Annotated in this window: 26 protein-coding genes and 1 pseudogene; 15 read left to right on the top strand and 12 right to left on the bottom strand. The window is 73.9% G+C overall.

The window, feature by feature from the left end:
- The 3 genes and pseudogenes from IEZ00_RS14615 to IEZ00_RS14605 all read right to left on the bottom strand — a co-directional run.
- Window positions 1–760, bottom strand: a pseudogene (locus IEZ00_RS14615) (tetratricopeptide repeat protein); the annotation flags it as partial.
- A 105-nt stretch (window positions 761–865) separates the two neighbouring features.
- Window positions 866–1,648, bottom strand: coding sequence for a GNAT family N-acetyltransferase (locus IEZ00_RS14610; protein ID WP_209618525.1), 783 nt, complete (start codon window positions 1,646–1,648; stop codon window positions 866–868).
- A 145-nt stretch (window positions 1,649–1,793) separates the two neighbouring features.
- Window positions 1,794–2,159: a hypothetical protein gene (locus IEZ00_RS14605; RefSeq protein WP_189223751.1), complete on the bottom strand. Its 366-nt coding sequence runs from the start codon at window positions 2,157–2,159 to the stop codon at window positions 1,794–1,796.
- A 267-nt stretch (window positions 2,160–2,426) separates the two neighbouring features.
- Between IEZ00_RS14605 and IEZ00_RS14600 the strand changes: the two genes are divergently transcribed.
- Entirely contained in the window at window positions 2,427–2,861 is a 435-nt protein-coding gene (locus IEZ00_RS14600) for a hypothetical protein (RefSeq protein ID WP_189223750.1), read from the top strand.
- Complete coding sequence (locus IEZ00_RS14595; protein WP_189223749.1) at window positions 2,858–4,027, top strand: zinc-dependent alcohol dehydrogenase; 1,170 nt, start codon at window positions 2,858–2,860, stop codon at window positions 4,025–4,027. Before IEZ00_RS14600 ends, IEZ00_RS14595 begins: the two co-directional genes overlap by 4 nt.
- Before the next feature lie 62 nt (window positions 4,028–4,089).
- On the opposite strand, the gene IEZ00_RS14590 is transcribed toward IEZ00_RS14595, so the two are convergent.
- Both IEZ00_RS14590 and IEZ00_RS14585 read right to left on the bottom strand, forming a co-directional pair.
- A complete protein-coding gene (locus tag IEZ00_RS14590) occupies window positions 4,090–4,269 on the bottom strand; it encodes a hypothetical protein (protein ID WP_189223939.1) in 180 nt (59 codons plus the stop codon).
- A 3-nt stretch (window positions 4,270–4,272) separates the two neighbouring features.
- On the bottom strand, window positions 4,273–4,605 hold the full coding sequence (locus tag IEZ00_RS14585; RefSeq protein WP_189223748.1) for a DUF8129 domain-containing protein: 333 nt from the start codon (window positions 4,603–4,605) through the stop codon (window positions 4,273–4,275).
- 93 nt (window positions 4,606–4,698) lie between these two features.
- On the opposite strand from IEZ00_RS14585, the gene IEZ00_RS14580 reads away from it, so the two are divergent.
- Complete coding sequence (locus IEZ00_RS14580; RefSeq protein ID WP_189223747.1) at window positions 4,699–5,370, top strand: hypothetical protein; 672 nt, start codon at window positions 4,699–4,701, stop codon at window positions 5,368–5,370.
- Window positions 5,371–5,476: 106 nt separating this feature from the next.
- Complete coding sequence (locus IEZ00_RS36630; RefSeq protein WP_209618534.1) at window positions 5,477–5,938, top strand: hypothetical protein; 462 nt, start codon at window positions 5,477–5,479, stop codon at window positions 5,936–5,938.
- Between the two features lie 43 nt (window positions 5,939–5,981).
- Here the strand turns inward: IEZ00_RS36630 and IEZ00_RS14570 are convergent, their stop codons facing one another.
- The 4 genes from IEZ00_RS14570 to IEZ00_RS14555 all read right to left on the bottom strand — a co-directional run bounded on the left by IEZ00_RS14570 (window position 5,982) and on the right by IEZ00_RS14555 (window position 8,970).
- Entirely contained in the window at window positions 5,982–6,578 is a 597-nt protein-coding gene (locus tag IEZ00_RS14570; protein ID WP_189223746.1) for a TetR/AcrR family transcriptional regulator, read from the bottom strand.
- A gap of 151 nt (window positions 6,579–6,729) precedes the next feature.
- Window positions 6,730–7,314, bottom strand: a complete 585-nt coding sequence (locus IEZ00_RS14565) for a TetR/AcrR family transcriptional regulator (RefSeq protein ID WP_189223745.1) — start codon at window positions 7,312–7,314, stop codon at window positions 6,730–6,732.
- Window positions 7,315–7,346: 32 nt separating this feature from the next.
- A complete protein-coding gene (locus IEZ00_RS14560; RefSeq protein WP_189223744.1) occupies window positions 7,347–8,558 on the bottom strand; it encodes a cytochrome P450 family protein in 1,212 nt (403 codons plus the stop codon).
- An 82-nt stretch (window positions 8,559–8,640) separates the two neighbouring features.
- A complete protein-coding gene (locus IEZ00_RS14555) occupies window positions 8,641–8,970 on the bottom strand; it encodes an ArsR/SmtB family transcription factor (protein WP_189223743.1) in 330 nt (109 codons plus the stop codon).
- 77 nt (window positions 8,971–9,047) lie between these two features.
- Between IEZ00_RS14555 and IEZ00_RS14550 the strand changes: the two genes are divergently transcribed.
- Together IEZ00_RS14550 and IEZ00_RS14545 are read left to right on the top strand one after the other, a co-directional pair.
- Window positions 9,048–10,019: a cation diffusion facilitator family transporter gene (locus tag IEZ00_RS14550; RefSeq protein WP_189223742.1), complete on the top strand. Its 972-nt coding sequence runs from the start codon at window positions 9,048–9,050 to the stop codon at window positions 10,017–10,019.
- Window positions 10,020–10,099: 80 nt separating this feature from the next.
- Entirely contained in the window at window positions 10,100–10,567 is a 468-nt protein-coding gene (locus IEZ00_RS14545; RefSeq protein ID WP_189223741.1) for a DIP1984 family protein, read from the top strand.
- A gap of 279 nt (window positions 10,568–10,846) precedes the next feature.
- On the opposite strand, the gene IEZ00_RS14540 is transcribed toward IEZ00_RS14545, so the two are convergent.
- Complete coding sequence (locus IEZ00_RS14540; RefSeq protein WP_189223740.1) at window positions 10,847–11,383, bottom strand: CGNR zinc finger domain-containing protein; 537 nt, start codon at window positions 11,381–11,383, stop codon at window positions 10,847–10,849.
- Window positions 11,384–11,515: 132 nt separating this feature from the next.
- Between IEZ00_RS14540 and IEZ00_RS14535 the strand changes: the two genes are divergently transcribed.
- The 3 genes from IEZ00_RS14535 (at window position 11,516) to IEZ00_RS14525 (ending at window position 14,198) form a co-directional block, all read left to right on the top strand.
- On the top strand, window positions 11,516–11,968 hold the full coding sequence (locus tag IEZ00_RS14535) for a VOC family protein (RefSeq protein WP_189223739.1): 453 nt from the start codon (window positions 11,516–11,518) through the stop codon (window positions 11,966–11,968).
- A 3-nt stretch (window positions 11,969–11,971) separates the two neighbouring features.
- Window positions 11,972–12,877, top strand: a complete 906-nt coding sequence (locus IEZ00_RS14530) for a pyridoxamine 5'-phosphate oxidase family protein (RefSeq protein WP_189223738.1) — start codon at window positions 11,972–11,974, stop codon at window positions 12,875–12,877.
- A gap of 103 nt (window positions 12,878–12,980) precedes the next feature.
- Window positions 12,981–14,198, top strand: a complete 1,218-nt coding sequence (locus IEZ00_RS14525) for an NAD(P)/FAD-dependent oxidoreductase (RefSeq protein WP_189223737.1) — start codon at window positions 12,981–12,983, stop codon at window positions 14,196–14,198.
- Between the two features lie 35 nt (window positions 14,199–14,233).
- On the opposite strand, the gene IEZ00_RS14520 is transcribed toward IEZ00_RS14525, so the two are convergent.
- Together IEZ00_RS14520 and IEZ00_RS14515 are read right to left on the bottom strand one after the other, a co-directional pair.
- Entirely contained in the window at window positions 14,234–15,847 is a 1,614-nt protein-coding gene (locus IEZ00_RS14520) for an FAD-dependent monooxygenase (RefSeq protein WP_189223736.1), read from the bottom strand.
- A gap of 85 nt (window positions 15,848–15,932) precedes the next feature.
- Window positions 15,933–16,499 (bottom strand): TetR/AcrR family transcriptional regulator, encoded by a 567-nt coding sequence (locus IEZ00_RS14515; protein ID WP_189223735.1) that lies wholly within the window; start codon window positions 16,497–16,499, stop codon window positions 15,933–15,935.
- A gap of 191 nt (window positions 16,500–16,690) precedes the next feature.
- Here IEZ00_RS14515 and IEZ00_RS14510 point away from each other — a divergent pair, with 191 nt between their 5' ends.
- The 6 genes from IEZ00_RS14510 (at window position 16,691) to IEZ00_RS14485 (ending at window position 22,749) form a co-directional block, all read left to right on the top strand.
- The gene (locus IEZ00_RS14510; protein WP_189223734.1) at window positions 16,691–16,876 is read left to right on the top strand and encodes a hypothetical protein; all 186 of its coding nucleotides are present in this window, start codon (window positions 16,691–16,693) and stop codon (window positions 16,874–16,876) included.
- 338 nt (window positions 16,877–17,214) lie between these two features.
- Window positions 17,215–18,672: an MFS transporter gene (locus IEZ00_RS14505; RefSeq protein ID WP_189223733.1), complete on the top strand. Its 1,458-nt coding sequence runs from the start codon at window positions 17,215–17,217 to the stop codon at window positions 18,670–18,672.
- Between the two features lie 185 nt (window positions 18,673–18,857).
- A complete protein-coding gene (locus IEZ00_RS14500; protein ID WP_189223732.1) occupies window positions 18,858–20,051 on the top strand; it encodes a sensor histidine kinase in 1,194 nt (397 codons plus the stop codon).
- A complete protein-coding gene (locus IEZ00_RS14495) occupies window positions 20,045–20,725 on the top strand; it encodes a response regulator (protein WP_189223731.1) in 681 nt (226 codons plus the stop codon). Before IEZ00_RS14500 ends, IEZ00_RS14495 begins: the two co-directional genes overlap by 7 nt.
- 105 nt (window positions 20,726–20,830) lie before the next feature.
- Window positions 20,831–22,306 carry a DUF8832 domain-containing protein gene (locus IEZ00_RS14490; RefSeq protein ID WP_189223730.1) on the top strand — a complete coding sequence of 492 codons (1,476 nt, stop codon included), beginning with the start codon at window positions 20,831–20,833 and terminating at the stop codon, window positions 22,304–22,306.
- Entirely contained in the window at window positions 22,303–22,749 is a 447-nt protein-coding gene (locus IEZ00_RS14485; protein WP_189223729.1) for a FixH family protein, read from the top strand. The genes IEZ00_RS14490 and IEZ00_RS14485 overlap by 4 nt, the downstream gene beginning before the upstream one ends.
- Window positions 22,750–22,777: the final 28 nt, after the last annotated feature.

Raw genomic sequence — 22,777 nt, 5'->3', positions numbered from 1 at the left:
CCAGGCGGGCGGCCACCAGGGACAGCGCGAGCGGCAGGTGGCCACACTGGCGGACGAGCTCCCGCACCGCCCCCGGTTCCGCGGCGACGCGCTCGCGGCCCAGCGCCACCGCCAGCAGCTCGTGCGACTCCTCCTCGGGGAGCAGGGTCAGCGTCACCGTGCGGACCCCGTACCTGGCGACCAGGTTGTCCAGCCGGTAACGGCTGGTGATCACGACCCGGCACGTCGGGCTGCCCGGCAGCAGGGGTTCCACCTGTTCGCTGTCGCGCGCGTTGTCCAGCACGATCAACACCCGCCGCCCTGCCATCAGGCTCCGGTACAGGGCCACCTGCCCGTCGAACTCCACGGGCCAGGCGATGCCGGGCATCCCCAGCGCGTCCAGGAACCCCCGGATCGCCTCACCGGGGTGGACCGGGGCGTCCGCCGCGCCGAACCCGCGCAGGTCTGCGTACAGGAGTCCGTCGGGGAAGTGCTCGGCCTTGCCGTGCGCCCAGCGCACCGCCAGCGACGACTTGCCGACCCCGGCCATGCCGTCGATCACCGTGACGCCGACGGCACGGCCATCCGCGACCATGCGGTCCAGCGCGGCCAAGTACGTCGTGCGACCCACGAAGCCGGTTTTCACCAGCGGCAACTGGCGCGGGACCACCACCGGGGGCAGGGCCTGGTGCACCTGCACGCCTCCGGTGATCGAGTGCGCCTGGACCACCGCACCGGAGACCCCGCCGATCACGCCGTTGCCGGGTAAGGCGTCGTCCACGACCAAGGACCCTAACCAGTCGCCCGGCCGGTATGAAGCGCCGAACGCGGGTCAGGGCTGGGAGACCACGCGGACGCAGTCGTCCTCCTCACCCTTGAACAGCGGTCAGTCGGTGGCGAGGGGGAGGGCGTGCTCGGTGAACCGGCCGCGGGCGGTGAAGCCGAGGCGGCGGTAGACGGGTTCCCCGTCGGCCGAGGCCTGGAGGACGGCGGTGGTGGCGCCCGCGGCGCGGGCGGCGTGCAGCACGGCCAGGGTGATCGCACCGCCGTAGCCGCGCCGACGGTCGGTGACCAGGGTGGAGATGTTGTAGATGCCCGCGACGCCTGCGTGGAGGAACGCCTCGGCCGTGCACACCGGGCGGCCGTCCACGCGGCCGACCAAGTAGCGCGCGGGGGAGGCGAGGGCTCGGGAGGCGGCGTCGCCGTAGAAGCGGCGCACGGTGGCGGCGGGCGGATCCCAGTTGGCGGCGAGCACGGCGGCGAAGTCGGCCAGGTCCTCCGGCGTGGTCACCGGGCGGATGTCGAGGCGGCCCGCCGGTGGGATCGCGGGCAGGTCGGCCAGGTCGCGCCACATCCCGGTCTCGGAGTCCGACGCGGGCAGCCCCGCCGAGGCGAGCAGGTCGCCGAGGTTCGCGGGTGTGGCGGCGGGGCCGACCCACCAGGAGAAGGGCCTGCCGGTGGCCCGGACGTCCCGGACCACCTGCTCGATGCGCTGGATCGCGTTCTCCGGCGTGAAGCGGGCGGCGGCGATGATGTTGAACGTGTCGTCGTCCAGCCCGCTGTCGGCGACCAGCAGGTCACCGGTAGCGGTGACGGCGGCGATCGGCGAACCCCGGTGCAGGTGAGCGGCGTGCTCGGCGAGGTTGAGGTCCATCGCCTCCTCGATCATCACAGGTGATCATGCTACCGCTGGTGCCGTGAACGGCGAGGTCGCCGTCGGTGCGGCCGCCCCGGACGCCGCGCGACGACTGGTATCCGGGGGGCGGCGGAAGTCCACCTCGGTGCGCGTTCGGTCACCGGGGTGGAGGGACCGGCTACACGGGCCAGTCGAGTTGTTCATCGGGGATGCCGATGCTCCGGCCGTGCGCCTGGGCTTCGGTCCGTCCAGTCCGGTCACCCCGCGAGTAGCGGAAGATCCGGCCGGGGAAGACCACGAAGGTCTCGTCGGGTGTGCGGAAGTCGGCGTACCAGCCGGGTTGGTCCAGCGCGTCGGAGAAAGCGCGGGCCAACGCGTCCGCGTCCGCGTCGGGAGCCTCGAAGCTGAGCAGGGTCCAGACCGGGGGCTGGTCCGCGGTGGGGTTCCGCACGGCGACGCGCTTGATCTCCTGGACGACGAGGCGGGTGTGGTCCAGCGTCGTGCCGGTGCGGAGGCTCTCGGCTATCAGCACGCCCGTGATCATCATCCGTCCTCTCCGCGTTCCTCGCTGCCGCGATGCTAACGGGCTTGATACGTCGTCGGAGGCGCGCACGAGGCGTTCCGATACCCGTGGTGACGTGGTGGAGGAGCATCTCGTTCTCAGCGCCGATCCCCTCACCGGAGGAGCGTTCGAGCCGCACGGTGAGCGGGGCTCGTCCGGCTCGACCGATGGGGGCGATTTCGGCCGGACAGGCGTCGCCGAAGCCCGCGGGGGTACCCGCAGGCTTCGGCGATGTCGAGAGGGCGGGACATGAGGACAGCGAGCAGGGCCGCGGTCGTGGCCGGGGTCGGCGCGGCGGTCGCGCTGGCGCGCAGGTTGACCAGCCACACCGCGGACGGGCACAAGAAGGGCCGGGAGGAGCACTGGTTGGCGGTGACCGCCTACCGGCCGCTGGACCAGGTGACCGGCGCGGCGTCGCTGCCCGAGCCGCTGGAGCGGCTGCGCGACCGGATCGAGGTCCGCTTCCGCCCCGCTCCCGGCGACAAGGGCACCGAACTGCTGGCCCGCCCGATCGGCGAGGAGGTCTCCCGCGAGGAGTTGCGGATCGCGCTGCGGCAGGCCAAGTCGCTGCTGGAGACCGGCCTGGTGGTCCAGCCGGACACCACCGGCACCACCCACCCCGGCCCGGCGGGCAAGGTGCTGCAGCTGGTCATCGGCAAGTCGAAGGGGGAGGGGCGGCTGTGAAGGCGCTGTGCTGGGAGGGGATCAACGACGTCCGGGTGCAGGACGTGCCCGACCCGAAGGTCCTCGACGACAAGGACGTCGTCCTCAAGGTCGGGCTGAGCACCGCCTGCGGCTCCGACCTGCACCTGCTCACCGGCCACATCCCGTTCATGCAGGCCGGTGACGTGATCGGCCACGAGTTCATGGGCGAGGTGGTCGAGGTCGGGCCGGGCGTGACCCGGCACAAGGTCGGCGACCGGGTGGTGGTGGCGTCCTTCATCGGCTGCGGTGAGTGCTACTACTGCAAGCACGACCTGTGGTCGCTGTGCGACAACACCAACACCAACCCCGGTATCACGCAGGCGCTGTGGGGCGCCGACCCCGGCGGCATCTTCGGCTACTCCCACGCCATGGGCGGGTTCCGGGGCAGCCACGCGGAGTACGTGCGGGTGCCCTTCGCCGACCACACCGCCATCCCGATCCCCGAGGGCGTGGACGACCTGAGCGCCCTGTTCGCCTCCGACTCGGTGCCCACCGGGTGGATGGGGGCGGATCTGGGCGGGGTTCAGCCCGGCGACACCGTGGCGGTGTGGGGCTGCGGCGCGGTCGGGCAGATGGCCGCGCGGGCGGCGCAGCTGCTGGGCGCGGAGCGGGTGCTGGTGATCGACCGCTTCGACTACCGGCTGCGGCAGGCCGAGCGGACCTTCGGCGTGGAGACGCTGAACTACCAGCGGGTCGACGTCGGCGCGGCGCTGCGCGAGGCCACCGGCGGGCGTGGTCCGGACGTGTGCATCGAGGCGGTGGGCTGCGAGGCGCACAGCGACGGCCCGCAGTACGTCTACGACCAGGTCAAGAGCAAGCTCAAGCTGGAAACCGACAGGCCGATCGCGGTGCGCGAGGCCATCCACAACTGCCGCAAGGGCGGCTCGGTGTTCGTGCTGGGCGTGTTCAGCGGGTTCGTCGACAAGTTCCCGCTGGGTGCGGTGCTCAACAAGGGGCTGACGGTGCGCGGGGCGCAGCAGCACGGCCAGCGCTACATCCCGATGCTGCTCGACCGCATCGCCAAGGGCGAGCTGTCCACCGGGCACCTGGCCACGCACGTGATGCCGCTGGCCGAGGCCCCTCGCGGCTACCAGCTGTTCAAGGACAAGGAGGACGACTGCGTCCGATCGGTCTTCCAGCCCTGACGCGCCCAGCGGCTCCCGAGTCCGGCCTCCGCGCCGCGGCGGTGCGGCGCGGAGGCCGGACGTCAGACGGGGTCCATCCCGCCGTCGCCACCCCGACCCGCCGGTTCGGCTTCGTCGGAGGGGCGCTCCTGGTCGTCGGCCACCGTCGGCCGGGTGTGCTCACCGGCGAAGTCCGGGTCGTCCGCCATGGCGCTTGCGGTGTTGCCGTCGAGCTCGACCGGGCGTCCTCTCGGCTCGGCCATGGCTCAGTTCCGCCCTCGTGCGGGGGTCTGCCCGTAGACCCCGTGCCGCAGCGGCGTGTTGTCCTCCGGCGAGTGCTCGGGCGAGACCGGCGGAACGCCCGAGGCGCCCGCGACCTCCGGCGCGTTGCGCGGGTCGCCGCCGGACGGCTCGGCGCCGCCCTCCAGCTCCTCCAGCCGCGCGGTCAGCACCTGCAGCACCGGCGCGCGGTTGCCGTGCTCGCGCTCGTGCTCCAGCACGCCCCGCAGCTCCTGCTCGGAGAGCGACCGCACGCGGTGCCGCAAGTCGCCCAGCGGGATCTGGTCGTAGTCCGGAATCGGTAGCTCGTTGGTGCTCATGGCGGTCGGCTACCCGACCGGGCCACGGGCAAACGGGGCCTACACCCGTGCGGGCGGGGTATCCGGGGACGACCCGGAAAGGGAGGAGTGCTCGTGATCGACACGGTCTTCCGAGTACTGGCGAGGTGGCGGCACGCGCGGGCGGTGCACTCGCCGGGAGTGGCGCTGCGCGGCGTGCTGCGGGCCACCGGGCGAGATCCGGTGGCCCGGCTGCTGTCGGGTGGCGAACCCGAGCGGGACGTGCTGGTGCGCGTGTCCAAGGGGGCGGGCACGCCCGGCACGTGGCCCGACGTGCTCGGCTTGGCGGTGCGCGTGCCCGGCGGCAGGCCCGGTGGGCCGCTGGACCTGCTGTTCGACAGCTCGGGATCGCTGCCCGTGCTGCGCGCGCTGCCGCTGCCGCGGCGGAACTGGCGAGCCCGGCCCTACAGCACGGTGCTGCCGTACCGGGTCGATGGCGGCCTGCGGTGGATCGGGGCGTTCCCGGCGGGCGGCGAGCGGCTGCCCAGTTCGACCGAGGCGTTCCGCGCGGCGGCCGAACGTCACCCGGTCGTGTTCACCCTGACCGTGGCGGAGCCCTTCGGCCGCTGGCGGGCGGTGGCGGAGCTGGAGGTGCGCGGCGAGCCCGAGCGGGTGGAGTGGTTCGACCCGATGGTCAACCACCACCCCGAGCTGCGTCCGGCGCCGGGCGTGCTGGTCAGGCTCAGGCTGGCGGCCTACCGGGGCTCCCGCGAGGGCAGGGGGGCGCCCGCGCACCCGCGGAGCTGACGAAAAGGGCACGGAGCGCACCGACCGCCCTCGGCGAGGACACCGGGTCGTGTGGTGTTCCCGACTGGAGTGGTGTCTTCGGCATGATCGTGGGTACACGGCGTCCATGACCTCAAGCGAAGAACAGGAGTTCGGTTCCTACACCCCGCCGCACGACACCGGTTCGCCCGATGCGGTGGAAACCGATCCCGCCGCGCTGAACAGCGCGGAGGACCTGGACGAGGACCGGCTCAGGCTCGACCCCCTGGAGGCGGGCATGGACCCGCCGGAGCGGTGGGTCGGCGCCGACCAGTACGGCACCACCCCCTACGAGCAGCGCACCCCGCGCCCGCTGGACGAGCGGTTGGCCGAGGAGCAGCCGGAGACGGCCGCGCAGACCGCAGACGAGGAGGACCCGGTCAACCAGGACCTGGCCGACGTCGCGTCGGACGTGGAACCGGACACCGTTCCCGCGCCCGACCCCGACCTGGACGACGAGGCGCTGGCCGAGGCGGCGCGACGCGGTCAGACGGCCGACGACGCCAGCTCGTTCGCCAGTTCCGCGCGCCTGCCGCACGACCGGCAGTGACGGTGGGGGACCGCGGCCGCCCCGGTGGCGCGATCGGGCCGCTTCAGCCGGACGCGGCCCCCAGCGCGCGCAGCACGGTGTCGGTGACCCGGTCGAGGTAGTCCGGCTCGACCGGTGCCCGCCGCACCACCATCCGCCAGTAGACCAGCGCGGCGGGCAGGTCCTGGGCCATCTCCAGGTCGGTGTCGGGGGCCAGTTCGCCGCGCGCCACGGCCCGCTCCAGCACCTTCCTGGCCAGCGCCCGCCGGGGCGCGCCGATGGAGGCCGCGATGGCCTCGGCCAGGTCGGGCGCGCGGGTGATCTCGGCCACCAGGTCGGGGATGATCCGGGAGAACGGCGGTTCGGTCAGCCAGGCGGCGACGGAGGTCACCAGGGCGTGCAGGTCGCCGCGCAGCGTGCCGGTGTCGACCACTTCGACCCTCGGCACGCTGATCTCGGCGAGCACCGCCAGCACCATCTCCTGCTTGGTGCGCCACCGCCGGTACAGGGCGCTCTTGCCCGCCCCGGCGCGCTTGGCCACCCCTTCCATGGACAGCCGCGCGTAACCCCGCTCCACCAGCTCGGCCAGGACGGCATCGGTGATGGCAGCGGTGATGCCGGGCTGCAGCACGGCCGCCCCGGACGGTGCGCGACGGGTCATGGCGCCACCCTAACTCATGGACGGTACCGTCCCGTCCATCGCCAACCCCGCCTGCAAGTACTACCCGACCCGCTCCCAGGGGCCGGTAACCACTACCCGAGGTGGCGCGTGTCCGATGCGGGGTGGACGGCGTGTCACCTGGGCGTTGAACTCAGGGGTTCTGGGAGTTCGACTCGCGGGAGGTGGGGTGGCGCATCCCGCGGGTCAGCGTGCGTGCCCAGGCCGCGTCCACGCCGTCGAGGTCGGCGGCGACGATGAGGTGGCACAGCTGGCCCAGTGCGATGAACCGCTGCACCTGTTCGTCGGTACCGCCCGACAGCTCCCGCGCCGTCTCCACCACGGCGGCGTAACCGCGCCGGATGGCCTCGCACACCTCGGGGATGTCCGAGGCGCTCTGCGCGTGGATCTGGAGCATGAGCAGGTCGCGGTCGGCGATCAGGTCGGCGTAGGCGTTCCCCAGCGCCTCCAGGACCTCGTCCGGGCCGGCACCGGGCGCGGTCTCCGCGCTGGTGCGCAGTGTTCGGCAGATCAGTTCGTAGCAGTGGTCCAGCGCCGCGACGAACAGCTCCAGCTTGCCCTTGAACAAGCGGAACACGTAAGCCTGCGAGATCCCGGCGGCCTCGGCCACCGCGGTGACCGGCGTGGCGTGGTAGCCGTGTCGGGCGAAGACGGGCACGGCGCGGTGGAGCACCGTCGCGCGACGCGCTTCGGCGGTGGACCGGGGGATGTCGGGCATGTGTGTGAGTACACACTTACACTTTGGTGCTGTCAAACGCCGCGCAGCGACACCGGCAGCGCGGCGTGGCCGTTGGAGATGAACGAGGGCACGGGCCGCAGCTCGTCGGGCCGCACGGCCAGCGCCAGGTCGGGGAAGCGGTCGACCAGCGCGGGCAGCGCCACCCCGGCCTCCAGCCGGGCCAGCGGCGCACCCAGGCAGTGGTGCGCGCCGTAGCCGAACGCCAGGTGGCTCTTGTCGGCGCGGCCGGGGGCGAACCGGTCGGCGCTGTCGCCGTGCACCGCCGGATCGCGCCCGGCGGCGGCGTAACCGGTCAGGATCGCCTCGCCCCGGCGGATCACCACGCCGTCGAGCACCAGGTCCTCCACCGCGTAGCGCAGTGGCAGGTTCGCCACCGGGGCCTGCCAGCGCAGCGTCTCCTCGATGACGTCCGACCACGACACCGCGCCCGAGCGGACGCCGAGCAGCTGGTCGGGGTGGGTCAGCAGCGCGGTGATGGCGTGGTCGAGCAGGTTCACCGTGGTCTCGTGGCCCGCGGAGACCAGCAGCAGCAGCGTGTCGACCAGTTCGGCCTCGGTGAGCCGGGAGCCGTCGTCGTCGCGCACCGCGACCAGGTCGCTGGTCAGGTCGTCGCCGGGCGAGCGGCGCTTGTCCGCGACCAGGTCGCCGATGATGGCGTAGACGGCCTGGTGGTTGGCCAGCGCCTCGGCGGGCGAGGTGGTGGTGGCGAAGATGAGGTCGACCGCCTGACGCAGGCCGGAGCGCGCCGCGTCGGGGATGCCGAACAGGCCGCAGATCACCTCGATGGGCAGCGGGTGGGCGAAGCGCTCTCGCAGGTCCACCCGGTCCGGTCCGGCGGCCAGCGCGTCGAGCAGGTCGGCGGTGATCCGCTCCACCCTCGGGCGCAGGGCGGCGGTGCGGCGCGCGGTGAAGGCCTTGGCCACCAGCGAGCGCAGCCTGCGGTGCTCCTCGCCGTAAGCGGTGAACATGTTGCGCGCCGAGACCCACAGGTGCAGCGGCCAGTCCTCGGGGATCTCACCAGCGGACCACGGGGGCCAGTGCCGGGCCGCGTCCTTGGACACGCGCGGATCGGCCAGCAGACGCCTGATCAGCTCGGCGCTGGTGATCGCCCAGGCGCGCACGCCGCCGGGCAGCTCCACCGGGGTCGCCGGACCGCGGGCGCGCAGCTCGGCGGCCTCGCGGTGGATGTCCCGGCCGGTCGGGTCGAGCACGTACGGGTGCATCGATGATCCCCCGTCTCGATGAGTTCCCGACGCTCATCGTGACCTGCTGCGCACGGTGCGTACAGGACCGGACCGGTGAAGCTCAGTCCATGCCGCGGTCGACGTGGTCGGCGTGGAACAGCGCCTGCGCCAGCAGGCCGCGCACGTGGTCGTTGGCCGCCGAGTAGTACACGAAGGTGCCCTCACGGCGGCCTTTCACCAGACCGGCGAGGCGCAGCTTGGCCAGGTGCTGGCTGACCGAGGTGGGTGTCGCGCCCGCCAGTTCCGCCAGGCACGCCACCGAGGACTCGCCCTGCAGCAGCGCCCAGAGCACCTTGATCCTGGTCGGGTCGGCCAGCAGGCGGAAGGACTCGGCGGCGAGGTTGACGCGCTCCTCGTCGGGCATGTCGAAGTTCGCCAGCGAAGTGTGCACGGGGTGAGCCTAGTTGACTGCGTATCTGCGAGTATGCGCAGATATAGAGGTTGCGGAGTCGAGCGGGAGGCGGAGCGGTGACCGGAGAGCACGGACACGGGCACGGACACGGGCACGGGCGGTCGTGGTGGGGCGTGCCGCACCGCCACACCACCGCCGACCGGCTCGACCCGGCTCTGGAGACCAGTCGCCAGGGCATCAGGGCGCTGGTGGTGTCGTTCGTCGCGCTGCTTCTCACCGCGCTGGCCCAGGCCGCCCTGGTGCTGGTCACCGGTTCGGTGGCATTGCTGGGCGACACCGTGCACAACGCCGCCGACGCGCTGACCGCCGTGCCGCTGGGCATCGCCTTCGTGCTGGGCAGGCGGGCCGCCACCCGCCGGTTCACCTACGGCCTCGGCCGCGCGGAGGATTTGGCGGGCGTGGTCGTGGTGCTGCTCATCGCCGCCTCGGCCGCGCTCACCGGCTACCAGTCGGTGCAGCGGCTGCTGGACCCCGAACCGGTGCGCCACCTGGGGGTGCTGGCGCTGGCGGGCGCCATCGGCTTCGCGGGCAACGAGCTGGTCGCCCGCTACCGGGTGTCGGTGGGCCGCAGGATCGGCTCGGCGGCGCTGGTGGCCGATGGCCTGCACGCCCGCGCCGACGGCTTCACCTCGCTGGCGGTGGTGCTGGGCGCGGCGGGCGTCGCGCTGGGCTTCCCGGTCGCCGATCCGCTGGTGGGGCTCGGCATGACGGTGGCGATCCTGGTCGTGCTGCGCGACGCGGCGACCGAGGTGCTCGGCAGGCTGATGGACGCGGTGGACCCGGCCACCGTGGAGCTGGCCGAGCGGGCGGCCGCGGCGGTGGACGGCGTGGCGCGAGCCGAGGAGCTGCGGATGCGCTGGATCGGGCACAGCCTGCGCGCGGAGCTGGTCATCGCGGTCGACGGGCGGTTGGACGTGGAGCGCGCCCACCGCATCGCGCACGACGTGGAGCGGAACATGGTGCGCGCGGTGCCCCGGTTGGTGGCGGTCACCGTGCACACCCACCCCGAAGCGGGTACGGGGCACTGATACCGCACTGATACCTGAATGCCGAAGGGCCTGGTCGACGGCGTGGCATACTTCCGCCCACTGCCACGGGAGAGGTGCGGATGAAGCTGGGTGAGGCGCTCGCGCTGCGCGCCGACGTCGCGCGACGGGTCGAGCAGTTGCGCGCGCGAGTGGCGGGCAACGCGCGCTACCAGGAGGGCGAGACGCCCGCCGAGGACGCCGAGGCCCTGCTGGCGCAGGCGCTGGAGGCGTCCGACGAACTGGAGTCGCTGATCCGCCGGATCAACCGCACCAACGCCGCGACGCCGCTGCGCGACGGCACCATCAGCGACGCGCTGGCCCGCCGTGACGCGCTGCGCCTGCGCCACGGCCTGCTCACCGCCGCCGCGGACGCCGCCACGGGCCGCAACCAGCCGGGCATGGCCCGCCAGCTCCGCTCGGAACTGCTGTACGTCTCCGCGCTGCCGGTGGCGCGGCTGCGCGCGGACGCCGACCGGCTGGCGCGGGACATCCGCGAGGTCGACACCGACATCCAGCAGGCGAACTGGCAGGTGGACCTGCTGGACTGAGCGAGGGACGGCGGGCGCGGGTAGTCGTCCGGGAAGCGAGCGCACACCGCGGTCCGGCGGTTCATCCGGCCACTTTCTCCGGCGCGCGGAGGGCAGCGCGAGGGGTTCGACTCCCCGAGGCACAACGCAGCCCAGGACACCTCACAGGTGACCGTGCACGCCGAACACCGCACAACCACGCGCTGATCCCGGACGACGAGGGCGGGCAAGGGGATTCCCGCCGTCAACGGGGCCCGACGCGCACGCGCGTCGGGCCCTCCTCGTCGTCGCCCGGTCCGGTCAGCGGGTCGGGTCGTCGCGGTGCCGGGCGTAGTGGCGGTTCGCCTTCGCCCGGTTGCCGCACCCCGCCATGGAGCACCACCGGCGGCTGCCGTTCTTCGACACGTCGAAGAAGTGCAGCACGCAGGCCGGGTTGGCGCAGGCCCTGACGCGGTCGGCCGCTCGCCGCAGCAGGTCGACGTAATCGCGGGCGGCCAGCCACCCCGGCAGCCACGCCGGGTCGTCCACCTCGACCTCCTCCACCGGGCGGCGGTCCACCACCCGCAGGCGGATCCGCCCGTGGCCGAGCACCTCGTCCAGCGCCGCGGTGCTGTGCGGCGGGTCGATCGCGGCGGCGAGGGCGTCGCGGGTGCGCAGGACCGCGGTGAGCGTCGCCTCGTCGGCGCGGCAGCGCTCGGCCAGGCCGGCGCTGCGCAGCCAGGTCCGCAGTCCGTCCGCGGTTTCCAGCAGGTCGTGGGCGCCGCCCGCGATCCAGCGCGTGTTGAGCAGGTCCAGGGCGAGCGGCTCGCCGATCAGTGGCCTGGGGTCTGCGGTCATGGGACCTCCTGGGCAGCCGGTGCGCGGACCAACCTACTTCTAACCGTTGTACCCAGCTTTGCCGGGTTGACGCACCTCCTTCTAACCGGCTACCGTTCGATCAACGGTTAAAGATGATCAGGGAGGAACGGCATGGCACTCACCGGCCTGAAGACCGGGCACATCGGGTTGAACGTCACCGATGTCGACCGCTCGCGGGACTTCTACCAGCGGGTTTTCGGCTTCGAAGTGCTCAGCGACGGCGCCGGGCCGGGTCGGCGGTTCGTCTTCCTGGGGCGGGACGGGCAGTTGCTGTTGACGCTGTGGCAGCAGAGCGACGGCGCTTTCCCGACGGCTCTGCCGGGTCTGCACCACCTGTCCTTCCAGGTGGAGTCGGTCGACGAGGTCCGCGCCGCCGAGGCGGTCCTGCGCGAGCTGTCGACGACCTTCGCCTACGACGGCGTGGTGCCGCACGGCGAGGGCGCGGACTCCGGCGGCATCTTCTTCACCGATCCCGACGGCATCCGCCTGGAGATCTACGCGCCCTCGGGCGCGGGCGGCTCCGCCGCGCCGACGGCCGGTGCTCCCACCTGCGGCTTCTTCTAAGCCATGACCAGCCAACGCCACCCCTCCTACCACCGCGGGGAGCGAGCGGTCCAAGCGCGCGCCGGTCTGCTCGACCAGGCCGCGTTCGGGCTCAACGGCATCCGCTCGACGATCCCCGAGGTCGCCGCCGGGTTCCTGGCCGGTCAGCACGTCGTCTTCCTGGGCGCCGACGACGGCGGCGGTCGGCTGTGGACGACGATGCTCACCGGCGAACCGGGGTTCCTCCGGGCACCCGACAGTCGCACGCTCACCGTCGCGGCAGCGCCCGCCGAGGCCGATCCGCTGGCCGAGGCGCTGTCGCGGCGGGTCGAGGTCGGCGTGATCGCCGTCGAACCCGGCACCCGGCGGCGGATGCGGATCAACGGCGTGGCCCGCCCGCGCGACGGCGGCCTGGTCGTCGAGGTCGAGCAGGTCTTCGCCAACTGCCCCAAGTACATCCAGAAGCGGGAACCCACGCCGAGGGCCGACGTGGTGCCCGGTGCGGGCAGGTCCGCGTCGGTGCTCAGCGACGAGCAGCGGCACCGCGTCACCACCGCGGACACGTTCTTCGTCACCACCGCCTCGGACGAGGGCAAGGTCGACACCTCGCACCGGGGCGGGAACCCCGGCTTCGTCCACGTGCTGTCCGAGGACCGGTTGGAGTGGCCCGACTACACGGGCAACGCCATGTTCCTCACCCTCGGCAACCTCGAACTGCGCCCGGACGCGGGGCTGCTCTTCCCCGACTGGGAGACCGGGACCTCGTTGCACCTGACCGGAACCGCCGCGGTCGACTGGTCCGCGCGCGGCGCCGCCCGCCACCGGGGAGCCCAGCGCGTCGTCCGGTTCGACATCGCCGGGGTGGTGGAGGTGCCCGCGCTCAGCCCGCTGCGCTGGAGCGCCCCCGCGTACTCCCGCTTCAACCCCTGACCGTCCCACCCGAGGCCGAACCGGCCGCAGGGCTCCGTGAGGACGTCGTCCGGGCCGCCGGGGCGTGCCCGGTGCGCGCGATCGCCCTGGTGGGAGAGGCGGGATGAGGACGCCGCCGAGGCGCGTCGTCGTGGTCGGCGCTTCGCTGGCGGGCCTGCGGGCCGCCGAGTCCCTGCGCGAGCTGGGGTTCGGCGGGACGCTCGTCGTGGTGGGGGACGAGCCGCACATGCCCTACGACCGCCCGCCGCTGTCCAAGGCGCTGCTGGCGGGAGCCGTTCCGGCCGGCGGGGTGGCCTTCCCGGTGGCCGCCGACCTCGACGTCGATTGGCGCCTCGGCTGCCCGGCGGCGCGCTTGGACCCGCGCGGGCGCGTTGTCGAGACCGCGGACGGGACGACCCTGCCCTACGACGGTCTGGTGATCGCCACCGGCGCCGCCGCGCGCGGGTGGACCGGCCCCGGCACCGCCCCGGACCGGGGCGTCCTCACCGTCCGAGGGCTCGACGACGCCTTGGCCCTGCGTTCGGCGCTGCGCGCCGCCCGCGAAGGCGGTCGGAGGCTCGTCGTGGTGGGTGCGGGCTTCCTCGGCAGCGAGGTCGCCGCCGTCGCCCGGAGCGCGGGCGTCGCGGTGACCCTGGTCGATCCCGCCGCGCAACCGCTGGAGCGGGCGCTCGGGTCGGTCGTGGGCGGATTCGTGGCGCAGGCGCACCGGGAGCACGGCGTGGACCTGCGCCTGTCGACGACCGTGGTGGAACTCGCCGGTGCGGGTGGAGGGGTCCGCGCGGTGCTCTCCGACGGCGACCGCGTGACCGGCGCAGCGGTGGTGCTGGCACTGGGCGCGGTCCCCAACACCGGCTGGTTGCGCGGATCGGGGCTGGACGTCGTGGGCGGTGTCGCCTGCGACCGGTTCGGGCGCGTGCGCACCACCCGTGGTCGGTTCCTGCCGGACGTGGTCGCCGCGGGCGACGTCTGCCGCGTCCCCGAGCCGCTGGCCGGGGGCGCACTGGTCAACCAGGGGCACTGGACGAGCGCGGCGGAGCAGGCCCGCACCGCGGCGGCCACCCTGCTGCACGGCCCCGGCCCGCTCGAACCGCGGGTGCCGTCGTTCTGGTCCGACCAGTACGACCTGCGCATCCGCTCGGTGGGCCTGCCCCACCTGGCCGACGGGCAACAGGTGCTGGAGCTCGACCCGCGCGGCAGGCGCGCGGAGGTCCTGCACCACCGAGGCGGGGAGCTGGTCGGCGCGGTGACCGTGAACCGCACGGGCAGGCTCGCCGCGCATCGCCGGACCTTGCTCGACCTGGTCGCGGCGCCCTTCCGGTAGCCGGGGTTGGTCGGATCGCGTCGGCTGCGCCCCGGTCAGGCGTCCGGTTCGCCGGACGCGACGCCCGAGGTCGCCGGTACCACAGCTGTGGTGGTGGAGGGCGGGCGCGGGGTGAACCAGCGGGTGAGCCACTCGGCGATCGCGGTCGGGTCGGTGATGGGGGCGGCCGCGGCGAGGTGGCCGTCGGGGCGCACCAGCAGCAGCCCGCCCCGGTCGCGCAGCGCGTCCGCCACCTCCTTGTCGGCGTCGAGCTGGTCGGCGTGGACGAAGAACCGGCGCTCCGTGACCGCCCCCTGCCACCGCCGCAGCGCCTCCCGCCACACCGGTGCCGTCCCGTGCGGCGCCACCGCGAACAGGGTGGGCCCGTTCAGGTCCAGCACTTCGTACAGGCGTGACCCGCCTTCCAGCATCAGGTCGGGCACGCGGTCACCCGCCCGCAGCGGGCCGAGGCGGCTGTCGCTGGCCAGCGGGCCGCGGCGGTGGTGCACGGCGAGCTGGCTGAGCGTGCGGGTGGCCTTGCGCTGCACCGCTTCCCGGCCCAGCGTCAGTGGCAGCAGGTGGGCGAGGACCTGGTACAGCAGCGGGCTGCGCGAGGTGGACGCCTGCGTGGTCCTCTCGGTGGCGCGCACCAGGGCGGCGATGACGGGCAGGCGTTCGGCCTGGTAGGTGTCCAGCAGCGCCGGGGTCGCCCGGCCGTGCAGCACCGCCGCCAGCTTCCAGCACAGGTTGACCATGTCCTGGATGCCCGCGTTCATGCCCTGCCCACCCGCCGGGCTGTGCACGTGCGCGGCGTCGCCGCCGAGGAACACCCGGCCCACGCGCAGCGTGGACAGGTGGCGGCTGTTCACGCGGAAGTGGGAGCTCCAGTTCAGATCGCGCAACGTGGCGGGCACGGGGCTGACGTGGTCGTAGATCGCCTGCACCTCGGCCAGCGAGGGCGGCGGGGCGTCCTTGTCGCGGTCCGCCGGGTCGGCGGCCATGAGGCGGAAGCGGTGGCCGCCCATCGGGAACGCGGCCGCGAAGCCGTCGGGGGCCAGGAAGATGGACAGCTCGTCCTCCGGCAGGTCGGCGTCCACGCGCAGGTCGGCCAGCGCGAAGCCCTGCGCCAGCGCGCGGCCCGCGAAGGGCAGGTTCAGGATGCGCCTGGCGGTGCTGTGCGCGCCCTCGGCGCTGATCAGGAAGGCGGCCTCGACCGCCTCCTCGCGCCCGTCGGGGTGGCGCAGCACCGCGTGCACCCCGCCGTCGGGCGGCTGGGCCAGGTCGACCATCTCCACGCCCTGCTCGACGTGCCCGCCTTGGTGGGCCAGCCGCTCGCGCAGCAGTCGCTCGGTCTCGGACTGGGGCACCATCAGGATGTAGTTGTAGTGGCTGGGGACCATGTCCAGCCGCATCGACGCCAGCCGCCCGCCGCGCCCGTGCAGGGTGGTCGCGCGCACCCGGTTGCCCAGGGCGAGCAGTTCGTCGCCGACGCCGCGCGGCGCCAGCAGTTCCAGGGTGCGGGCGTGCACGGCCAGCGCCCTGGACGTGGTCGCCGGACCTGGCGCCCGGTCCACCACGCGGACCGGGACGCCCATCCGGGACAGCTCCACCGCGGCGGTCAGGCCGGTCGGACCCGCGCCGACGATCAGGACAGGTCGGGTGTCGATCACCGCTCCTCCTCGTGCCACCGAGTAAGTCAACGCCTGTTGACCGCGACGGTAGACCGGGGTGGAGGGCAAGTCAACGGCTGTTGACTCAGGCGCTCGGCGGTTCCGCCGTGAGGTAGTGCCGCAGCACCGGGGCGATCCAGTCGCGCAGGCGCTCGCGGTCCATCTCCACCAGTGGGGGCACTCCCAGCACGTACCGCGACAGCACCAGGCCCAGCATCTGCGAGCCGAGCAGGGCGGCCCGCTCGGGCGCGCGGTCCACCGCGGCGGCGGCCAGCGCCGGGGCGACCTGCTCGGTGAACAGGTCCAGCATCTTCGCCGCGGACTTCTTGTCGGTGGTCGCCGCGCGCAGCAAGGCCAGGAAGCCCGCGTTGTTCTCCCACACGCTGAAGAAGTGCGGCATGAGCACGTCCATGAACTCCTCCGGCGGCACGTCGCCGAGGTCGGGCAGTTCCAGGTCGAACCGCGCGGCCTCGGCGAACAGGCCCTCCTTCGAGCCGAAGTAGCGGATCACCATGGCCGGGTCGACCCCGACGTCGCCCGCGATGTCGCGGACGGTGACCCGGTCGAGCCCTTCGGCGGCGAAGCGCACGCGGGCCGCGTCGAGGATGGCGGCCCTGGTGGCGGATGCGGAGCGGCGTCGGTTCGTGGACATGGGGGCAGACTAAGTCAGCGTCTGTTGACTTAGTCGCGGGCGGTTCGCCGCAGTCAGGTCAACAGCTGTTGACTTATGGGAGGTGCGGGTCACGGCCCGGTGCGCCGCCGGATCGACCGGGCTGAGCCGGTGCCTTGACGTTGAGCCCGAGGACGTCCAGCACCTCGTCCGAGTTGTGCGGCGAGAACGGGATGATCTTCGTAACGGCCCGCTCGCGGCGCACGGTGCCGCGCCCGTCCGCGACCACCTCGAAGAAGCCCTCGGTCCCCAGTCCGAACTACCGCACCGACAGCGGGCCCAGCGGGTTGGGCACCCCGCGCCGCACGCCGTCGCCCGGACCGTGCAGGAACTTCTCCGGGCCGTCCGACCGCAGGTGACGGCATCGTCGACACCACCGCCGACGGCGTGGCGGGACTGATCGCCATGCCGGACTTCGCGGACATCCGCGTCGTGTTCGACGCGACCTCACCCCGGCCGCGCTCGACCCGTTCATCGTCCCGGCGGTGAACCTGGAGCGGCACCTCGACGCGCCGAACCTCGACATGGTCACCTGCGGTGGTCGGGCCGCCATCCCCGTGATGTCGGCGTAGGGCACCGCCCTGGTGCCCTACGCCGACATCGCCCTCGACCTCCGGCGGTCCGCGTCGCACCCCGACTCGTGGGCACCTTGATCGCTCACCCTGCGAGACCGCCCAGCGGTGGGTAGACAGTGGGCATGACCGACTCCTACCAGCCCGATCCGCGCCGGTGGAAGGCGCTGGCGGTGACGCTCGTGGCGGGCTTCATGAGTCTGCTCGACATCAGCATCGTCTCCGTCGCGCTGCCCTCCATCCAGCACGGCCTCGGCACCGGCCCGGCGGGCGTGCAGTGGGTCGTCTCGGGCTACGCGCTGACCTTCGGCCTGGCGCTGGTGCCCGCCGGGCGGCTGGGCGACGCGCTGGGCAGGCGCACCGTGTTCCTGGCCGCGCTCGGCGGCTTCGTGCTGTTCAGCGCGCTGGCCGGGCTGGCGCCCACGACCGGGGTGCTGGTCGCGGCCAGACTCGCGCAGGGCGTGTGCGCGGGCGCGCTGGCCCCGCAGAACTCGGCGCTGATCCAGCAGCTGTTCCGCGGCCCCGAGCGCGGCCGGGCGTTCGGGTTCTTCGGCGCCACGGTGGCTGTCTCCACCGCGATCGGACCAGTGGTCGGCGGGCTGATCCTGGCCGTGGCGGGGGAGGACGAGGGCTGGCGGTGGATCTTCTACGTCAACGTCCCGATCGGGTTGGCCGCCCTGGTGCTGGCGGCCCGGCTGCTGCCGCGCGGGCGCACCGGGCCGCGCGGCGAGCTGGACCCGGTCGGCGTGGCGCTGCTGGGCGCCGGCGTGCTGGCGGTGATGCTGCCGCTGGTGCTGGCCGAGTCCGGCGGCCTGCGCGCGCTGTGGTGGCTGTTCGCCGCGGGCGCGGTGCTGCTGGCGGTGTTCGTCCGCTGGGAGCGCGGGCTGGCCGCGCGCGACCGCGGTCCGCTGCTGGACATCCGCCTGTTCACCAGCACACCCGGCTACGGCGCGGGAGCGGCGCTGGGCATGGTCTACTTCATCGGGTTCAGCGGCATCTGGCTGGTCTTCGCGCTGTACTTCCAGGTCGGCCTGGGCTACACCCCGCTGCAGTCGGGGCTGGCGGTGACCCCGTTCGCGGCGGGCTCGGCGGTGACGGCGCTGCTGGGCGGGCGGCTGGTCGAGCGCTGGGGCCGCAAGCTGACCGTCACCGGCCTGAGCCTGGTGGTCGTGGGCCTGGCCGCCACCGCCGTGGTGCTGCGGCTGGTTCCCGGCTCCGCCGCGGGCTGGGCCATCGCACCCGCGCTGCTGGTGGCGGGCGTGGGCGGCGGTTGGGTGATCTCGCCGAACACCACGCTGACCCTGCGGCACGTGCCGGTGGCCGTGGCAGGCGCGGCGGGCGGGGCGTTGCAGACCGGCCAGCGCATCGGGGCCGCGGTGGGCACCGCGGCCCTGCCCGGTGTGTTCTACGCGGTCCTGTCCGCCCACGACCGGCAGTACCCGGTGGCCGCGTCGATCGCGATCGGCGCCGCCGCGGCCTCGGTGGTCCTGGCCTTGGCGGTCGCCGTGGTCGAGCTGCGCGTGCGCCCGAAGTGCCCCGCTGCGGCGGGCGGGGCGGTCCGGCACTTCTCGGAGGCGGGGTGAGCCGCCGGAGCGCACAGCACACCGTTGCTATTTTTGAAAGCTTCGCTATAGCATCCGCCGGGTTCTGGTCTGCGGAGGAGTGCGATGGCGACGCTCGACACCTTGCCCACCGGCGGACGGCGGTCCGCGGCTGAGGGGACGGCGGTGCCCGAGGGCGTCGCCCATCCCCGGACCGCGTCCGCGCCGTGAGCGCGCAGGAAGCGCGGGAGCTGAGGGGCAGGCTGGCGCGGCGGTCCTGGTTGGCCGCGGTGATCTGCCTGGTCGCAGACGTGGGCGAGTTCCTGCTCAGCGGCCCGCAGTTCGCGCTGTCCCCCAGGGAGTGGGCGGTGCTCGTCCTGGTGGCGGCGGTCGACGCCTGCCTGGCCGCTCCGCCGCGCTTCTCCGGCGGCGTGGCGGCGCTGCACGCGGTGGTGCTGATCGCGGCCCCGCTGCTGCTCGCCGACGACAGCACCCGCGAGCTGTCGGGCACCGGCGTGCTGATCGCGGGCTACCTGGCGGGGGCGTGGCTGCCGCTCACCCCCGCGCTGGGCACGCTCGTCGTGCTCGGCACCGCGGTCGCCGCCAACGCCCTGCTGGCGCCGGACGGCGCGCACGGCCGAGCCGCCCTGGTCTTCACCGTCCTGGGCAACGGCGTGCTGCCGTGGGTGGTGGGACGGCACACCACCACCCGGCGCGGCCAGCTCGCGGCGCTGGAGCGGCTCGCCGAGCGCCGCGAGCACGACGAGCGGATGGCCGTCGCGCAGGCCGTGGCCGAGGAGCGCAGCGCCATCGCCCGCGACCTGCACGACGTGATCTCCCACCACGTCAGCGCCATCGCGGTGCACGCGGGCGCGGCGCGCATCGCCGCACCGGATGCCGAGGACAGCGCGGTGGGCCGGGCGCTGCACGCCGTGGAGATCGGCAGCCGGGCGGCGATGGTCGACCTGCGGCGGCTGCTCGACGTGCTGCACGGCAGGGAGGACGCGGCCGCGCAGCGCCAACCCGGTCTGGACAACCTGGAGGAGCTGCTCGCGGGCGTGCGGCGCGCGGGGCTGGCGGTCACCTTCACCGCCACCGGGACCGGGCCGACCGCGCTGCCGGACTCGCTGGACCTGGCCCTGTACCGGATCGCGCAGGAAGCGCTGACCAACGCGCTGCGCCACGGCGGGCCCGGCCCGGTGACCGTGCGGCTCGACCGCGGCGACGACGCGATCACCCTGACCGTGACCAATCCGCTGCCCACCGCCCCCGCCCGGCCCCGTTCGTCCTCGCCCGGCCGCGGCCTGGACGGCATCCGCCAGCGCGTCGCCCTGTTCGAGGGCGACGTCGAGATCGGTCCCGTCGCGGGAGGCGCGCACTGGCGCGTCCGCGCCCGCTTCGCCAAGGAGACGATGTGCTGACCGTGCTGCTCGCCGACGACCACGCGCTGTTCCGCTCGGGCGTGCGGGCGATCGTGGACACCCAGCCCGACCTGACCTGCGTCGCCGAGGTCACCGACGGCCGCGCCGCGGTCGAGGCGGTCGCCCGGCTGCGCCCGGACGTGGCGGTGCTGGACGTGCGGATGCCCAACACCGACGGGCTGACCGCCGCCGAGGCCATCGTGGCCGCGCCGGGCAACACCACGGCGGTGCTCGTGCTGACCACCTACGACAGCGACGAGAGCCTGCACCGGGCGCTGCGCGCCGGGGTCAACGGCTTCCTGCTCAAGAGCATCCCGCCCGAGGAGATGGTCTCGGCGATCCGGGTCGCGGGTCGCGGCGACACCGCCATCGACCCCTCCGTGGCCCGCCGCCTGGCGCCCCGCATCGCCACCAGCGTCCGCGCGCCGGAGCCGCCGCCGGAGCTGGACCGGCTGACCGTGCGGGAGCACGAGGTGCTGCTGCTGCTCGCCGACGCCCGCACCAACGCCGAGATCGCCGCCCACCTGCACCTCGGCGAGGAGACCGTGCGCACCCACGTGTCGCGGGTGCTGGCCAAGCTGGGCTTGCGCGACCGCGCGCACGCGGCGGTGTTCGCCCACACCAACGGGGTCGTGCGGGCGGTGGGGGAGGGCCGCCGACCCGCGCGACCCTGACCGCGCACCGGCGCGGGTCGGGGTTGTCGATCACCCGCCAGGGGGACCGCAAACCCCCGCGCACGTGACGCCCCGAGGGGTGGGCGATCCCTAGTTTCGTCGGTGATGAGAAACCAACGACACACCCCACTCGCCCGCTTCAGCGCGGTGCTGTGCGTCGTCGTCGCGCTGCTGTCGGGAGCCGCGCCCGCCTGGGCCGACGGCGGTCCGGCGGGTCAGGACGTCCACGTCGCGCAGACCCTCGGCACGCGGGAGCTGACCGTGGTGGTCCGCGCGGTCGAGGTGGTGCCCGGTCCGCTGCGGGTCAACGTGATCACCCACGCGGGCACCCCCGCGGGCGGCATCCGGCTGTCCGCGGCGCCCACCGGGGTGCGCTCCGGCGACGACGCCGCGGGCAGCCCCAGCGAAACCCGACTGGACCTCGGCGCCGAGCCCGGCTCCTACGACGCGGACCTGGCCGTCGACGTCGTGGGACCGTGGGAACTGGTCCTGGACGACGGCGAGCACACCGGGCGCATCCCGTTCGTGGTGCCCGCCCCCGTCGTCTCGCCGGTCCAGTCGCTGTCCCAGAACGGGTTCCTCGCCGCGGGCGTGCTGCTGGTGCTGGCCATCGCGACGGCCGTGCTCTCCCGCCGCGCCTGGGTGCCGCTGATCCCGGCCGCAGGCGTCGTCGCGGCCATCGCCGTGGGCGCGGTCGGCGCGCTGCTCACCGGCCTGGTGCCCCCGCCGCCGAGGCCGGGCGTGGAACTGGACGCGACGGTCGACAACGTCCGCGACCCCTACGCGGGCGGAGCGCTGGCCCCGCAGGACTTCTCCCGCCCGCCCGCCACCCTGGTGGTGGCCGCGCGACAGGTGCCCACCGGCGCCGACCTGGCCCTCACCGTCACCGACGGCTCCAGCGGGGCACCCGCCGACGACCTGCTCGTGCACGACAGCGCACTGGTCCACCTGGTCGTCGTCACGCCCTCGGGCGGCCTGCGGCACCTGCACCCGGCTCGCACCGGCCCCGGCACCTACCGCGTGCTGGTGGACTCCACCGAACAGGGCCACTACGCGGTGTCCGCGGAGATCGCCCGGCGCGGCGGCGGCGTGCAACTGCTCCGCTCCGCCACCGGGTTCGACCTGGGCACGGACACCACCGCGCCTGCCCCGGTGGCGGGCGACGGGCCGCGGCGGATCGGTGGCACCGACGTGGTGGTGCGGACCGAGGGCCTGGACACCGCTGGGGCCACCACCGTGCACGCGCGCTTCGGCACCGGGAACGACCTGCAGCCGTGGCTGGGCATGGTCGGCCACATGATCGTGGTGGGCCCGCTGCGCGGCGGGCAGGACGTCGGGCGGGCCGCGCAGGACGCGCCGGTCTGGGGGCACGTGCACCACATGGTCCCGACCGGGCCCGGCGACCAGCCGGACGAGACGGTCGCCGCCTACGGCCCCGACACCACTTTCACCCACCACTTCTCCCTACCGGGCCGGTACCTGGTGTGGCTCCAGGCCGAGCGGCACTACTCGGTGCTGACCGTCCCGGTGGAGCTGACCATCACCGGCCGCGAGGACGCCGAGCGAGAGGAAGGCCGATGAGGGCCCCATTCGTCACCAACCGCAAGCACGACCGGAGATTCGTGCTCGGCTTGGTCGGACTGCTGTGCCTGGTGGCGGCCGGTGCGCTCGCCGTCGTGCTCGCCGGGGCGGCGGGCGGCGGCCCGGCGACGCTGCGGGCGGGCGGCGCGCGCCACGCGGTGAACCTGACCGTGGCCGCCGCGCGGGCGGGCACCACCGCCGTCGACCTGACCGTGACCGGCGCCGACGGCCGACCGTCCACACCGGACGAGATCGAGCTGGAGGTGCTGATGCCCCAGATGGGGCACGTGCTGTCGACGGTGCGGCCCTCCGCCACCTCCCCCGGCGCCTACCGCGCCGAAGCGGTGTCGCTGCCGATGGGCGGCCAGTACGAGTTCACCGTGCGCTTGAGCGGCCCGGACGGCGATGACCGGGTCGTGTTCCCCCTGCTGGTCAGCGGATGACCGGCGCACCACACCGAGAAGCAGGAGA

Source organism: Saccharothrix coeruleofusca (genome assembly GCF_014648515.1).
GTDB lineage: Bacteria > Actinomycetota > Actinomycetes > Mycobacteriales > Pseudonocardiaceae > Actinosynnema > Actinosynnema coeruleofuscum.
Note: the sequence above shows the minus strand (reverse complement) of the source record. Positions and strands in the feature narration are given on the sequence as shown.